The sequence below is a fragment of the Arthrobacter sp. SO5 genome (assembly GCF_020532805.1).
GTDB lineage: Bacteria > Actinomycetota > Actinomycetes > Actinomycetales > Micrococcaceae > Arthrobacter.
Genome location: NZ_MQTQ01000050.1, coordinates 1 through 14,444, shown reverse-complemented (window position 1 = coordinate 14,444; position 14,444 = coordinate 1). Strand labels below are relative to the sequence as shown.

Below are 14,444 nucleotides of genomic sequence, written 5' to 3'. Positions count from 1 at the left end.
CCCCTAGCCCTGCCCGAGGGCCGCGGCCACGATCTGTTCCAGCCGTTCTGCCGAGCCGAGGTCGTGCGGCCGGACCACCTGGTTGTCGGCGACGTAGTAGAACGCGGCCCGGACGTCCGCCAGCGGGACGTCCTTGAGCCGCGACCAGGCCAGCCGGTACACGGCGAGCTGGACGGCCTTGACCTTCAATTGGGAAGCGGAGGGCCGGCGGCCGGTTTTCCAGTCCACGAGGTCCCAGCCGCCGTCGGCGTCCCGGAAGACAGCGTCGATCCGGCCGCGGACCACAACGTCTCCGATCCGGGTCTCCACCGGCACCTCGACGTGCGCCGGGGCGCGGTGCGCCCACTCGGACTGGCGGAACGTCTCCACCATGGAGTCGAGGCCGTAGGCCGCGTCGATGTGGTCATCGGAGCCGGCCGCCTCGCCCAGGTCCAGCATGCCGGTGGTGCCGAAGTACTCCTCCACCCACGCGTGGAAAGCCGTGCCCTTGCGGGCGGACATCCCCGGTTCCCGCGGAACCGGCCGCCGCAGCCGGGCGACGACGGATCCGGCGTCCTCATCCAGGTCCACGAGGGTGGATGCGGAGATATGACCGGGCAGGTGCACCTCCTGCACCGTGGTCCGGCGGGAGCGGCGTTCCAGCAGGGTGGCGGCCTCCCGCGCCCAGCCGGCGGCAGGGCCGCGCAGCAGGCGCCGCTGGTTCCCGCCGGCGGAGCGCGCCGGCGGCGCTGTGTCCGCGGCAGCCGCGGCAGCCGCGGGCGCCGGCGCCGTGTCAATTGCGGCGGCCAGGGCGTCGGGGTCCAGGGACAGCAGCACCCGTGCCGCCGCGGCTTCCATCGCAGTCCTGCGGCCCGCCACGAGCCGTAGCCGCGTCCCGGTGCGCGGATCAACGGGCCCCTCGAGGGGGTCGTACGGCCAGCCTGCCACTTCAAGTTCCGCGGTCAGCGGGCTCTCCTCGGGGAGCGATTCCTCGCTGACGGACTGCATGTGGATCCCGGCGGCGCCGTCGGCCGTAAGGACCTCCAGCTCGGCCAGGAACGGGGACATCTCCGCCATGCCGGCCCGCGACCCCACCCAGGCGGCGCTGGAGACCCAGAGGACATGCTTAGCGCGGGTGTAGGCAACGTAGGCCAGCCGGCGTTCCTCGGCTTCCCCATGGACCTGAACGGCTGACTTGAACTCCTTCTCGGCGTCGAGCCAGCCCTTCTGGTCAGGGTGGTCGAGGTCCCACTGGGGCAGGTCCGCCCGGTCCCCGCGCAGCGGCCAGGGCAGGGCGGCGCTGCCGCTGCTCCAACGCGAGTCCCGGCTGCTGGGAAAGGCCCCGGCGTTGAGCCCGGGCACGAACACAACGTCCCATTCCAGGCCTTTGGAGGCGTGCACCGTCAGGAGCTGCACGGCCTCGTGGTTCACTTCCGGCGCGGCCGCATCAAGGCCGTTTTCCTCGGCGGCCGCGGCCTCAAGCCAGGCCAGGAAGGCGAGCACGTCGACCCGCTGGGAGGTGTGCAGGAACCCGGCGGCCGCGTCCTGGAAGGCGTCCAGATTCCGGCGTGCCTGATGGATGCTGATCCCGGGACGGGCTGCGACTTCGATGTCCAGGAGCATGGCCCGCTCCACCTCGCCGAGCAACGTGGTGAGGTCATCGCCCATGTATCCGCGCAGCTGGCGCAGCTCGACGGACAGCCGGTGCAGCCGCTCCAGCGCTGCGACGCTGAGCTGGCGGCCGTGCGCGGAAATCCAGCCTTCACGCGGGAGCCAGTCCAGCGCCTCGACGAGGCTCGCGGCATCCGTGAGATCTCCCTCGATCACGGTTTCCGCCGCGTCGGTGTCAGTCCCGTCCGTCTCCGGGTTCCCGGGCCGGCCGCGCCGCCGGGCCAGGAAACTGGACCAGTCCCGGAACGCCATCAGGTCCGCGGGGCCGATCCGCCAGCGCGCACCGGCCAGCAGGCGCATGAGGGAATCCGAGCGGCCCGGATCGGCCAGGACACGGAGGGTGGCGACCAGGTCCACAATCTCCGGGGTGTCCAGCAGCCCGCCGAGGCCGACGATTTCGTACGGGATCCCGCGTACCTCGAATTCGCGCCGGATGCATTCCATCTGGGCCCGGCGCCTGCACAGCACCGCCATCGCGGGCGGTTCGTGATCCGGCGCCGGGCTCGCGTCGAAGTCGGTGACCCGGAACTTCAGGACGTCGGCGGCGATCGCGGCGGCCTCGTCCTCGTCGGTGCCGAAGCGGCCCATCAGCACGCGGCCCTGGACAGCGCCGGGGCTGGGCTGCAGCGGCGGGACCTCCACGGCGTCGGCGGTGTCCCGCTCCCCGGCGACGCCGGTGTGGGCCGCGGCCCTGCTGAGTGGTGCGGAAATCACGTTGGCGGCGGAGAGGATGTTCCGGCCGTTGCGCCACGCGGTGGTCAGGTACGAAGTAGGTGCCACGGCAAAGCGTGGCGCCGGGGCATCCGCAGCGCTGGCAGCCCCGGCAGCGGGGTCGGCGTCCAGCCGGACCGGGAATTCGCGCACAAAGTGGAAGAGCTGGCCGGCCGACGCGCCGCGGAAGCCGTAGATGGACTGGTTCGGGTCCCCCACCGCGGTCACGGCGTGGCCGTCGCCGAAGAGCCGCGAGAAGAGGACGAGCTGGGCGTGGGACGTGTCCTGGAACTCATCCAGCAGCACCACTTTGTACTTTTGGCGTTCGGTTTCCGCGGCAACCGGGATCTCGTCGGCCACGCGGGCGGCAAGGGCCACGAGGTCGCCGAAGTCCAGCGCCCCCCTGGCCCGCTTGGCGTCCGTGTAGCGGCCGACCATGTCCGCGACGCTGGCCCGGGTGCGCAGCAGCGCGCTGAGCTCGGCTGCGGCCTGGCTGGGGTGTTTTTGGGCGGTGGCCAGGTAGGGCAGCGCCTCGAACTCGGCGACGCGCTCGAGCAGCCAGGCGCGGACTCCTGCCGGGTCCTGGAGGTGCTCCGAGCATTCGCCCGCGAGCTGGATGACCGCCTTGACCAGGGTGGACTTGGCGGAGCGGAAGTGCTGGTAGTCGCCGTCGAAGGCCTCGACGACCTCGCTCGCGAGCTGGAAGGACTGGGCGCCGCCGAGCAGCACGACGTCGCGTTCGACGCCGAGCCGGAGGCCGTAGTCTGACACGATGCCGCTCGCGTAGGAATGATACGTGGAGACCTTCGGTTCGAGCGCGTCGGTGCTGAGCAGCCCGGCCGGGAAAAGGACATTCTCCGTGTCCGCCGCGGCGATGCGCTGCAGCGCGGCCAGCTTGGCGCGGATACGGGTTGCCAGTTCCCCGGCGGCTTTGCGGGTGAAGGTCACGCCCAGGACTTCCTCCGGCCGGACCCAGCCGTTGGCGACAAGCCACACCACCCGGTCGGCCATGGTGGCGGTCTTCCCGGAGCCGGCGCCGGCGATGACGAGCCGCGGCGACAGGGGCGAGGAGATGATCAGGGACTGCTCGGCCGTCGGACTGTTCTTCTCCCCCAGCATGGCGGAGAGCTCCTCGGGGGTAAACCGCGCCGGTGTTGACTCGGGGGTCATTCGGTAACCTGCTTTCCTCGGGCGCAAAGCGGGCAGACCTCGGGCAGCCGGCAGCCATGGCCGCCGTGGCCGCCCTTGGCGGGGTCGTGCCGTGCCTCGAACGTGCTTCCGGACATGACCCGGGCAGCGTCGTCCACCATTGCGGGCGCCCAGTTTTCCGCCGGGTCCAGCGGTTTCTGGGCCTGGACGCCGGGGCTTTTGGTAGTGGTGCCGAGCTGGGCCAGGACGGCGCCGCCCGGCAGCTGCGGCGGTCCGTCGTCGGGGCCCGCGAAGCCGCCGGCAAGCACGGCCGCCTGGTAGGCGCCCAGCTGCGGGTGCCGCTCGAGTTCGGCTTTGCCGGGCTGGCGCTTGCCGGTCTTGAGGTCCACGATGACCAGCCTTCCCTCGCCGTCGATTTCAAGCCTGTCGACCTGCCCGCGCAGCACCGCCGGGCGGGCAGGCCAGGGGTCGTCGCCGGCAGGGGCATCGGCAGCGCCGGCAGGGGCAGAGACGTCCGGCAGCTTGACCTCGAAGTCCTGTTCGACTCCGACGAGGCTGCGCCCCTCGCTGCGCATGAGCAGCACATACTGGGCCAGTTTCCGGACCATGGTTTCGGCGCGCTGGAAGTCCAGTTTGCCTTCCCAGTTGTCCTTCATCCCGAGCGCGGGCCAGCGGCGGACGAGTTCGGCCACGTATTCGCCGCCCGAGGCGTCCGGTAGGTCCTGGGCGATGGCATGGACAAGGGTTCCCAGGCTGCGGGCAAAGTCGGTGGCCGCCTCGCCGCCGGCGGCCTGGACGAACCAGTCCAGCGGCGATTTCTGCACGGTCTCAACTTTCGAGGGCGAGACGTACACGGTGCCTCCGGACGGGACTACGGGCTCTTCAGAGGACAGCGGAGCCAGGCCCCACCAGGTTCCCGGATGCGCCCCGGGCACGGCGGGTTCGGCCGCGGCCAGGGCGCCCAGCACCGAGGTTGCCTCGGCCGCCTCCGGCGCGTCCAGCTGCGCGTACTGGCGCAGTTCAGCCACGAGGGCGCGCAGGGTCAGCGGCCGTTCCACCGGGGTGAAGCCGCGCCCGTCCTGGTCCGGGTGCAGGGGTGCCACATAATCCAGGAACGAGGAGGGCTGCTCGTCTTCGGAGGAGACGGCCGTGCAGATCAGCACCTGCCGGGCACGCGACACTGCGGTGGAGAAGCTCCGCAGCTCGTCGAAGCGGATTTCCCGCAGCCGGCTGAGCGGGTCCAGCTGCAGGGCGTACTCCACGCCGTGTTCGACGGCGTCCGCGAACAGGGTGCTGCCCAGCAGTTCGCCGCGGAGCCTGGTGTTGGGCCACACGCCTTCCTGCAGCCCGGGGACGATCACGACGGGCCATTCCCGCCCGGCGGCGCTGGCGGGAGTCATGAGTTCCACGGCGTCCTCCAGCTGCGCCCTGGCGGCGAGGGTGTCCATCGGCAGTTCCTGGCTGAGCAGGTATTCGAGGAACTGTTCGGGGCCGGATCCGGGCAGCTGGTCCACGAAGCGTTCGGCCGTGTGGAAGAGGGCCATCATGGCATCCAGGTCACGATCCGCGCGGGCTCCGGCCGATCCTCCCGCCAGCGCGGCCTCGGTCCAGCGAGACGACAGCCCGGTGGAGTTCCACAGGGCCCACAGGACCGTTTCGGCGTTAGCGCCTGGCGCCGCGGCCGCTTCCTGGCCCGCCCGGATCATCCGGGCCACCCGCCGCGCGGAGTGTCCCTCGATGCCAAGCGTTGCGAGGGCGCCCGGTTCCAGCAGCGCCTCGACGAGGAGGACGTCGCTGGTGCGTCCGCCTCCGCCCAGGATTTCCTCGCGGCGCAGGGCCTGCCGCAGCCTGCGCAATTCGATGGAGGTGGCTCCGCCGATCCGGGACGTCAGGAGCGAAACAGCCGACTCGGGGGTGAGCGCAGCGGGGTCCAGGACGACAGCGTACGCGTCCAGCAGGGGACGGACGGCAACCTCGTCCCGGACCGCGGAATCGGCCACCGGAATCCGGACCGGGATGCCCTGGCCGGAGAGGTAGCGCTGCAGTTGGCTGAGCTGGCCGCCGTTCCGCACCACCACGGCAATGTCTCCGAGCTCCCGGCCGTCGTTGAGCTGGGCCTCGAGGATGCGCTGCGCCACGTAGCGCAGTTCGTGCACCGGGGACGGCAGCAGATGCGCCTCGACCCGGCCGTCGGGCACGCCGTCGGGCACGCCGTCGGGCACGCCGTCGGGCACGCCGTCGGGCACGCCGTCGGCGGATCCTGCACCAGGCTGGTCGAGGCGGCGCGCCGACTGCCCGCCCGCCCGGCGGGAGATGCGCCCGGCCACCGAGAGCCAGGCGTCAGCCACGGCGGGGCTGTGCCGGTGGGCGGTCCACAGCGGCCGCTCCAGCACCGTGCCGCCGGCTGGTGCCAGCAGACGGGGCAGTTCGGCCACGAGGTCCGGGCGGGCACCACGGAAACCCTGGACCACGGTGTCCGGGGACGCGGTGATGATGGCGTCCTTGCCGGCCGCGATGTCGGCGAGCAGTTCGAACACGGCGGGGTTGGCTTCCTGGATGTCGTCCACCAGCACCAGCTGGAGCCTGTCCCGCTCCGCCGCGAGGAAGTCCGGCGCGTCCTGGAAGATCTGCCGGGCCGCGGTGATGATGCCAGCCGGGTCGAAGGCCTCGGGCATCCGCAGGTCCAGGACGTCACGGTACTCCGAATACAGTGCCGCCGCGGCCAACCAGTCGGGCCGGTGGCAGCGCCGCGCAAGCACCACGAGGTCCTCGGCGGTACGCCCGGATTCGATGATCCGGTCAAAGAGCTGCCGGACTTCCTGCCGGAACCCGCGGGTTTGCAGCGCGGCCCCCAGGTCCTCCGGCCAGGGCAGCTCAAGGTCCGGCTGCGCGTGCCCCTCGAGGAGTTCCTTGATGATGAGGTCCTGTTCCGGGCCGGAGAGGAGCTTCGGCGGACGCGGAAGCGGCAGGATGCCCTCCGCTTTGGCGCGCCGGATCAGGTCGAAAGCGTACGACGCCCAGGTACGGGCCGGCGTCGTACTGAGACTCCGGTCCAGCCGCGCCGTGAAGCGGTCCCGCAGGGAATCGGCGGCGAGCCGTCCGGGGGCCAGGATGAGCATCCGTTCCGGATCCAGGCCGTCCCGCTGGGCCCGGCGGACCGCCGCCTCCACGAGCACGGTCGACTTTCCGGTCCCCGGCGCACCGGGGACAAGGACTGGACCGGACCCGTGCGGGACGTCGACGGCGGCGAGCTGGTCCGCCGACAACACGGGAACACTGCTGTGCTGCTTGCGCGGCGGCAGCAGGCGGAGGGACGGGTTCGGTCTGGGAAGGCTCACACAGTCATTTCATCATCAGGGGCCGACAGTTTAGGCAGGGACCGGTCGAGGCCCCCGGCGATGGCGTCGATCCGGTCGAACTCGTACGCGGACGGTGCCCAGCGGGCCGCCGTCATGTCCACCCGCCACCGGCCTTCGCCGGTGCGGAGGTAGTCCGCATAATCGCCCACGAGCGGAGTGTCTTCCAGCAGGAACAGGGCGAGGGCCTCGCGCCCGTGACCGGGCGGGGCTTCCCCGCTGGCCTTCAGGACCCGCCACCAGGGGACCGCGCTGCCGTGCCGGCTCATCGCCGAGCCGACCTGCCGGGCCCCTCCGGAGCCGAGGAGATCGGCGACGTCCCCGTAGGCCAGCACGGCGCCTTCGGGGATCAATGCCACCAGGTCCAGCACCGCCTCCACATAGTCCATCCGCACGACTCTAGGCTACAGCGTGGCCCCGGCCCCACAGCCGGGCCCAGGCGCGGCAAAGGCCCGCCCCGGGGGCCCGCCGGACGGGGGCGCAATACTGTCTGCGGCAGCAGGTAGCGTTGAGGCATGAGCACCTGGAACACCCTCCCCCGCGCAGCCTTCGACCTCGAAACGACCGGCCGGAACTCCCGAGCCGCCCGGATCGTCACAGCCTCTGTCACCGTCGTGGATTCCGACGGCGGCATCGTCAAGGAACATGAGTGGCTCGCGGATCCGGGCGTGGAGATTCCGACGGAGGCCAGCGACATCCACGGCGTCACCACCGAGAAGGCCCGCCGCGAAGGCCGGCCCGCCCCGGACGTCACGCAGGAACTCGCCGCGGTGCTCCAGGAACTCTTCGACACCGGCGTGCCCGTCATCGCCTTTAACGCGAGCTACGACTTCACCGTGCTGGCCGCCGAATCGGCCCGCTACGGCGTTCCCCAGCTCACCCGCTTCCCGGTGCTGGACCCCTACATCATGAACAAGCAGGTGGACCGGTACCGCAAGGGCAAGCGCACGCTCACGGCCTTGTGCGAGGAGTACGGCGTCAATCTCGATAACGCGCACACTTCCGCAGCCGACGCGCTGGCAACGCTGCGGATGCTCGATGCCATGGCCGGGAAGTTCCCCAAGCTCCGGATGCCGGCCGGCAATCTGCACCAGCTTCAAATCGAGTGGGCCTCCGCACAGGCCGCCGACTTCCAGACGTATTTGCGCAAGACCAAACCCGCCGCCGTCATCGAAGGTGACTGGCCGGTGCTGCCGCCCGAGGACGCCAGCCGCGGGGATTTTTAGGGCCGCGGCCTTCATAGAAAGAAACGTTGGGGTACCCAAGGCCCGCAGGGACGCCTCCGCGGCGCCCGTTTTCGCCGATTGCGACGGAACTCACACAGGCGGGACCTTCCGGCCACGGAGCGCGCCAAAGCCTTTCCTTTCGCGGTGCCCCGCCTGCGTTACCCGGATCACGGGGGATATCCGGTAATCATGAATAATGTTCGGCGCTTTCAGCTCATTCCCAGCACTAATTCGGATTCATCCGGTCTCAGGGTCAGGTGAAACACTAATATTCGCGGGCCCGCCTGCCCCTGCCGGCGCTGACGCCCCAGGTCGGGCCGCACTGCGCGGCCCCGCGACCCCCTGAACTTCCGATGAAAGTGATTTGCCTGATGAAATCCAAAGCGATGAAGTGGCTGACTACTGTTCCTGTGGCGATTGCTGTGGCCGTCTCCCTGGCGGCCTGCGGCGGCGGAACGGCGGCCCCGAGCGGAACGCCGAGCGATGCCCTCGCCGGCAGCGACCAGACCTCCCTGGACAAGTACACGACCAAGGACGTCACTCCGGCGGACAAGATCGATAAGTCCAAGCTGGGCCTGTTGTCCGAAGGAACCCTCACAGTCGGCACGCTCTCGGACGCACCGCCAAACATTTTCATCGACAAGTCCGGGAAGTTCACGGGCTATGACAACGAGCTGCTGCGCGCCATTGCGGCAAAGCTGGACCTCAAGGTGGAGTTCAAGTCGACCGGCTTCGCGTCCCTGCTCTCCCAGGTACAAAACAAGCAGTTCGATCTTGGGTCCTCCTCGATCTCCACCACGGATGCCCGCCGCAAGACCGTGGGATTCACCAACGGCTACGACTTTGGCTACATGGCCGTTGTCGCGAAGAAGGACGACAAAGTCAAGGGCTTCAAGGACTTGACCAAGGACAACCGCATCGCCGTGGTCCAAGGCACCGTGCAGGACGACTACGTCACCAACACCCTGCAGATCGAACCCGTCCGTTTCGAGGACTACAACACCGCTTACGCCAACCTCAAGAACGGGCAGGTGGACGCCTGGGTCGCCCCGTCCCAGCAGGCCACCGGCCAGGTCAAGGAAGGCGACGGTACGGTCATCGCGGAGTCGGTCGTCAACACGCAGAACTTCACCGCCTACGCCGTGAACTCGGGCAACCAGCCACTCATCGATGCCCTCAACTCCGGCCTCGACGCAGTGATTGCTGACGGCACCTGGTCCAAGCTGACCAAGGAATGGTACCCGGACCGCGAAACCCCGGCCACCTGGTCCCCGGGTTCCAAGGCCGTCACCGTCCCGAAGTCCTAATCCATGGATGCACTCGATCAACTCGTAAAGACCTTCTTTGACTGGGAGGCCATGGCAGCAGTCCTCCCGAAAATGATTACGGTCGGCCTGCCCAACACCCTCATCCTGGCGGTCTCCTCGGGTCTGCTCGGGTGCATCCTGGGCATGGTCCTGGCTGTCATGGGCACCTCCCGTATCGCAGCGCTGCGTTGGCTCTCGCGGATTTACACGGACGTCTTTCGAGGCGTCCCCGCGATTGTGATCATCCTCCTGATCGGCCTCGGGCTGGGACCGCTGGTGCGGTTGACGACCGGATCCACCAATCCGTTCCCGCTCGCCATCTTCGCCCTGACGCTCATGGCGGCCGCATATATCGGCGAAATTTTCCGCTCAGGCATCCAGAGCGTGGAAAGCGGACAGATGGAAGCTTCCCGGGCGCTGGGATTCAGTTACGGGTCCTCCATGCGCCTCGTGGTGATTCCGCAAGGGATCCGCCGGGTGCTCCCGGCCCTGGTCAACCAGTTCATCGCGCTGATCAAGGACTCGTCCCTGGTCTACCTGCTGGGCCTGCTGGCCAGCGAACGCGAGATCTTCCGCATCGGCAACGACGCAGCCGCCAACACGGGGAATCTCTCGCCGTTGATTGCAGCGGCGTTCATGTACCTGATTTTGACCGTTCCGCTCACCCACCTGGTCAATTACATCGACAACCGGCTACGCACAGGCCGTCCGGAGACAAAGCAGCCGGACGAAGCCGCTGCCCTGATCGGGAAGGGAGCACAGCCATGAGCGATTTCGCCTCCGGCTCGCTAACCGGCAAGAACCTGCACCTGTCCTTCGGGCCCAACCACGTCCTCCGCGGCATCGACCTCCACGTTGAAAAGGGAACCACCGCCTCGGTCATCGGCCCCTCGGGCTCCGGCAAGTCGACGCTGCTGCGGGTCATGAACCGCCTGATCGAACCTCACCAGGGCGACATTCTGCTCGATGGCCGTTCCGTCCTCAAGGACAACCCGGATGAGCTGCGCCAGCGGATCGGCATGGTGTTCCAGCAGTTCAACCTGTTCCCGCACAAAACCGTGGTGGACAACGTCTCCCTGGCGCTGCGCAAGCTGCGTAAGCTCCCGGCCGATCAGGCCCGCGCAGAAGCCTTGGAGCAGCTTGACCTCGTCGGGCTCAAGCACAAGGCCGACGCCCGTCCCGCCAACCTGTCCGGCGGGCAGCAGCAGCGCGTCGCCATTGCGCGGGCGCTGGCCATGAAGCCGGAAGTGATGTTCTTCGACGAGGCCACCTCAGCCCTCGACCCTGAGCTCGTCAAGGGTGTGCTTGCGCTGATGGCCGACCTCGCCAAGGGCGGCATGACCATGGTCGTCGTCACCCACGAGATGGGCTTCTCACGCAACGTCTCGGACACTGTGACGTTTATGGATGCCGGCGTCGTCGTGGAATCCGGTCCACCGGAGCAGCTCTTCACGAATCCGCGGACGGAGCGGCTGCAGGGCTTCCTTTCGGACGTCCTTTAGTCCGGGACTGGAAAGCAGCTTAAACACAGTTGGGCACCCGCTTCGGCGGCTGCCCAACGTCGTTAACTCCGGTTCCGGACCGGCGCCCCTGGCCTGCGGCGCCCGGGGACTAGGCCGTCGCGGCTGCCGCGGCCTTCGCCGCGGCGGGCAGGGCGTCGAAGATCCGGTTCATTGCGGCGTCGTCGTGTGCGGCGGAGAGGAACCAGGCCTCGAAGACCGACGGCGGCAGGTATACACCGGAGTCCAGCATGGAGTGGAAGAACGGCGCGTAGCGGAACACTTCCTGGCCCTGGGCGTCGTCGTAGTTGTGCACGCCGCGGGCGGAGGTGCCGAACGCCACCGAGAACAGGTTCCCAGCACGCTGGATCGAGTGGTCGACGCCGGCCGCGTCCAGCGCCGAGGACAGGACCGCGGAGAGTTCCAGCGAGCGGGCGTCCACGAAGGAGTAGACCTCGGCCGTGGCGTGGGTCAGTGTCGCGACGCCGGCGGCCATGGCCACCGGGTTACCGGACAGCGTGCCGGCCTGGTAGACCGGGCCCAGCGGGGCGAGGTAGTCCATGACGTCCGCACGGCCGGCGAGGGCCGCCGCCGGCATCCCGCCGCCGATGACCTTGCCGAACGTGAGCAGGTCCGGGGTCCACGGCTCGGAGGCGTCCGCCGCGCCGCCGGTCAGTCCCCAGTAGCCGGAGTACCCGGTCCTGAAGCCCGTGAGGACCTCGTCGAGGATCAGGAGGGCCCCGTGTTCGCGGGTGATGCGGGACAGGCCCGCGTTGAAGCCCTCGCCCGGGGTGACGACGCCCATGTTCGCGGGCGCGGCCTCGGTGATGACGGCGGCGATATGGGGCCCGTGCTCGGCGAAGGCGGCTTCGACGGCGGCGAGGTCATTGTAGGGAAGCACGAGGGTCTCGGCGGCGGTGGCGGCTGTGACCCCGGCGGAACCCGGCAGCGCAAGGGTGGCCAGGCCGGAGCCGGCGGCGGCGAGCAGCCCGTCGAGGTGGCCGTGGTAGCAGCCGGCGAATTTGATGATGAGGTTCCGGCCGGTGAAGCCGCGGGCCAGGCGGACGGCTGTCATGGTCGCCTCGGTGCCGGTGGAGACCATCCGGACGCGCTCGGCGGCGGGGACGCGGGCCTGGACAAGCGCCGCGAGGTTGGCTTCGTCCGGGGTGGAGGCGCCGAACGACAGCCCGCGGTCGACGGCGGCGTGCACGGCCGAGAGGACCGCCGGGTGGGCGTGGCCCAGCAAAGCCGGGCCCCAGGAGCAGACGAGGTCAACGTACTCGGCGCCGTCGGCATCGGTGAGGTAGGGGCCCTTGGCGGCTACCATGAACCGCGGGGTCCCGCCGACGGAGCCGAAGGCGCGGACGGGCGAGTTAACGCCACCGGGCATCAGCTGGCGGGCGCGGGCGAAGAGTTCCTCGTTGCGAGAGTGGCTGGAAGTCATGGTTCCTATTCTTTCAGTTCTGCCGGGGTCAGTTTCCGGCGGCCTTGGCCAGCAGGGCAGCAACCCGTGGCGCCACGTCGGTGCCGAACAGTTCAATGGACCGCATCATGGCGGCGTGCGGCAGGGTGCCGCTGCTGTATTTGAGGTCAAAACGGTCCACGGCCAGGTTTTTCTTCAGCAGGGCGATCTTCGCGGCGACCGTTTCCGGCGATCCTACGTACAGGGCCCCTTCCGGCGTGCACATCGCATCGTATTCCTCCCGGTTCCCCGGACCCCAGCCGCGCTCGGCCCCGATCCGGTTCCGCTGTGCGAGCCAGTGCGGGAAGAACTCCTCCCGGGCTTCCTCGTCGGTGGCGGCGATGTGGCCCGGTGAATGGGTGGCCACTTGCTGCAAAGGGTGGCCGTATTTGGCCATCGCCTCGCGGTACAGGTTGGCCAGGGGCCCGAAGGACCGCGGCTGGCCGCCGATAATGGCGAAGATGATCGGGTAACCGTATTCGGCGCAGCGCAGCACGGACTCCGGGGTCCCGCCGACGCCGATCCAGGCCGGCAGCAGGTGGTGTTCCAGCGGCGGGTAGACGCTCAGCCCGTTAATGGCGGGCCGGGAACGGCCCTCCCAGTGCACGGGCTTCTGCGCACGGACCTTGTCGAAGAGCTCAAGCTTCTCCTCGAACAGGACCTCGTAGTCGGCCAGGTCGAGGCCGAACAGCGGGAACGACTCGATGAACGAGCCCCGGCCCAGCATGACTTCGGCGCGGCCCTCGGACACGGCGTCAACGGTCGCGAAGCGCTGGAAAACCCGGATGGGGTCATCGGAGCTCAGCACGGTCACGGCCGAGCCGAGCCGGATGTTACGGGTCCGGGCGGCGACGGCGGCGAGCAACACCTCGGGCGCGGAGACCGCGAAGTCGCGGCGGTGGTGCTCCCCCACGCCGAAGGCGTGCAGGCCGACCCCGTCCGCGAGTTCGGCCTGCTCCAACAGCTGGCGCAGCACCTGGGCATGGGGAACGGGGTGCCCGTCGGGGAAGACGCCGACGTCACCGAACGTGTTCAGGCCCAGCAGGATCCGGTCCGGGCCGACCGGCGCGGTGGGGCCTGCCTTGGAAGCCGGGTCAGCGGCGGTTGGCGTGTTCATCAGGATTCCTTCAGCCAGCCGGCGAGCTCGCTGGCCCAGTAGGTCAGCACCATGTTTGCCCCTGCCCGTTTGATGCCCAGGACGGATTCGGTGATGGCGGCGCGGCGGTCGATCCAGCCGTTCGCGGCGGCAGCCTCGATCATCGAATACTCCCCGGAAATCTGGTACGCGGCGACCGGCACCGGGCTCATGGCGGCGACGTCGGCGAGGATGTCCAGGTAGCTCATGGCGGGCTTCACCATGACCAAGTCGGCGCCTTCGGCGAGGTCCAGCTCCACTTCGAGGATCGCTTCGCGGCGGTTCGCGGCGTCCATCTGGTAGGTCCGCCGGTCGCCCTTCAACTGCGAGTCGACGGCCTCCCGGAACGGTCCGTAGAACGCGGAGGCGTACTTCGCGGCGTACGCGACGACGGCGGTGTTGGCGTGGCCGGCTTCCTCCAGCGCCTGCCGGATCACGCCGATCTGGCCGTCCATCATGCCGGAAGGACCAAGGACGTGCGCCCCTGCCTCGGCCTGGGCCACGGCCATCCGCCCGTAGATCTCCAGGGTTGCGTCGTTGTCCACGTAGCCGTGTGCGTCCAGGACGCCGCAATGGCCGTGGTCGGTGAATTCATCCAGGCAGACATCGCTCATGACCACGAGCTCGTCGCCGACCTCGGCGCGGACATCGCGGATGGCCTTGTTCAGCACGCCCTCGGGATCCAGCGAGGCGGTGCCGGTGGCATCGCGGACGGCCGGGATGCCGAAGAGCATGATGCCGCCGACGCCGAGCTGCACGGCTTCGGCGGCGGCGCGTTTGAGGGAATCGGTGGTGTGCTGCTGCACGCCGGGCATCGAGGCGATGGGGTTGGGCGCGGACAGGCCCTCGCGGATGAAGGCGGGCAGGATGAGTTCCGCGGCCGAAAGCCGGTGTTCGGCCGTCAGCCGACGCATGGCCGGGGTGGTGCGGAGCCGGCGGGGGCGGTGGG

10 protein-coding genes are annotated in these 14,444 nt (G+C 69.3%); 4 read left to right on the top strand and 6 right to left on the bottom strand.

The window, feature by feature from the left end; translation table 11 throughout:
• Positions 1–3 precede the first annotated feature (3 nt).
• Genes BJG92_RS08675 through BJG92_RS08665 form a run of 3 tightly spaced genes read right to left on the bottom strand, consistent with a single transcriptional unit; the run spans position 4 to position 7,261 of the window.
• Positions 4–3,531, bottom strand: a complete 3,528-nt coding sequence (locus BJG92_RS08675; protein ID WP_232083631.1) for an ATP-dependent DNA helicase — start codon at positions 3,529–3,531, stop codon at positions 4–6.
• Complete coding sequence (locus tag BJG92_RS08670; RefSeq protein WP_232083630.1) at positions 3,528–6,848, bottom strand: ATP-dependent DNA helicase; 3,321 nt, start codon at positions 6,846–6,848, stop codon at positions 3,528–3,530. Before BJG92_RS08670 ends, BJG92_RS08675 begins: the two co-directional genes overlap by 4 nt.
• The gene (locus BJG92_RS08665) at positions 6,845–7,261 is read right to left on the bottom strand and encodes an MGMT family protein (protein ID WP_232083629.1); all 417 of its coding nucleotides are present in this window, start codon (positions 7,259–7,261) and stop codon (positions 6,845–6,847) included. The genes BJG92_RS08670 and BJG92_RS08665 overlap by 4 nt, the downstream gene beginning before the upstream one ends.
• A 120-nt stretch (positions 7,262–7,381) precedes the next feature.
• On the opposite strand from BJG92_RS08665, the gene BJG92_RS08660 reads away from it, so the two are divergent.
• The 4 genes from BJG92_RS08660 to BJG92_RS08645 all read left to right on the top strand — a co-directional run bounded on the left by BJG92_RS08660 (position 7,382) and on the right by BJG92_RS08645 (position 10,901).
• Complete coding sequence (locus BJG92_RS08660) at positions 7,382–8,092, top strand: 3'-5' exonuclease (RefSeq protein WP_232083628.1); 711 nt, start codon at positions 7,382–7,384, stop codon at positions 8,090–8,092.
• Between the two features lie 371 nt (positions 8,093–8,463).
• Positions 8,464–9,399: an ABC transporter substrate-binding protein gene (locus BJG92_RS08655; protein WP_232083627.1), complete on the top strand. Its 936-nt coding sequence runs from the start codon at positions 8,464–8,466 to the stop codon at positions 9,397–9,399.
• A 3-nt stretch (positions 9,400–9,402) separates the two neighbouring features.
• Positions 9,403–10,167: an amino acid ABC transporter permease gene (locus tag BJG92_RS08650; RefSeq protein WP_232083626.1), complete on the top strand. Its 765-nt coding sequence runs from the start codon at positions 9,403–9,405 to the stop codon at positions 10,165–10,167.
• Positions 10,164–10,901 (top strand): amino acid ABC transporter ATP-binding protein, encoded by a 738-nt coding sequence (locus tag BJG92_RS08645; RefSeq protein WP_232083625.1) that lies wholly within the window; start codon positions 10,164–10,166, stop codon positions 10,899–10,901. Before BJG92_RS08650 ends, BJG92_RS08645 begins: the two co-directional genes overlap by 4 nt.
• Positions 10,902–11,010: 109 nt before the next feature.
• Here BJG92_RS08645 and hemL read toward each other — a convergent pair whose 3' ends face one another.
• From hemL to hemB, 3 genes are all read right to left on the bottom strand, one after another.
• A complete protein-coding gene (hemL, locus tag BJG92_RS08640; protein ID WP_232083624.1) occupies positions 11,011–12,342 on the bottom strand; it encodes a glutamate-1-semialdehyde 2,1-aminomutase in 1,332 nt (443 codons plus the stop codon).
• Between the two features lie 28 nt (positions 12,343–12,370).
• Positions 12,371–13,477 carry an LLM class flavin-dependent oxidoreductase gene (locus BJG92_RS08635; protein WP_232083623.1) on the bottom strand — a complete coding sequence of 369 codons (1,107 nt, stop codon included), beginning with the start codon at positions 13,475–13,477 and terminating at the stop codon, positions 12,371–12,373.
• Positions 13,477–14,444, bottom strand: a 968-nt coding sequence (gene hemB, locus BJG92_RS08630; RefSeq protein WP_232083622.1) for a porphobilinogen synthase, incomplete at its 5' end; no start/stop codon positions are given. The genes BJG92_RS08635 and hemB, both read right to left, overlap by 1 nt.

Excerpts from the sequence above, each read along its gene's own strand:
- BJG92_RS08675 (WP_232083631.1), bottom strand. The coding sequence starts at position 3,531 with ATGACCCCCGAGTCAACACCGGCGCGGTTTACCCCCGAGGAGCTCTCC.
- BJG92_RS08660 (WP_232083628.1), top strand. The coding sequence starts at position 7,382 with ATGAGCACCTGGAACACCCTCCCCCGCGCAGCCTTCGACCTCGAAACG.
- BJG92_RS08655 (WP_232083627.1), top strand. The coding sequence starts at position 8,464 with ATGAAATCCAAAGCGATGAAGTGGCTGACTACTGTTCCTGTGGCGATT.
- BJG92_RS08650 (WP_232083626.1), top strand. The coding sequence starts at position 9,403 with ATGGATGCACTCGATCAACTCGTAAAGACCTTCTTTGACTGGGAGGCC.
- BJG92_RS08645 (WP_232083625.1), top strand. The coding sequence starts at position 10,164 with ATGAGCGATTTCGCCTCCGGCTCGCTAACCGGCAAGAACCTGCACCTG.
- hemL (WP_232083624.1), bottom strand. The coding sequence starts at position 12,342 with ATGACTTCCAGCCACTCTCGCAACGAGGAACTCTTCGCCCGCGCCCGC.
- BJG92_RS08635 (WP_232083623.1), bottom strand. The coding sequence starts at position 13,477 with ATGAACACGCCAACCGCCGCTGACCCGGCTTCCAAGGCAGGCCCCACC.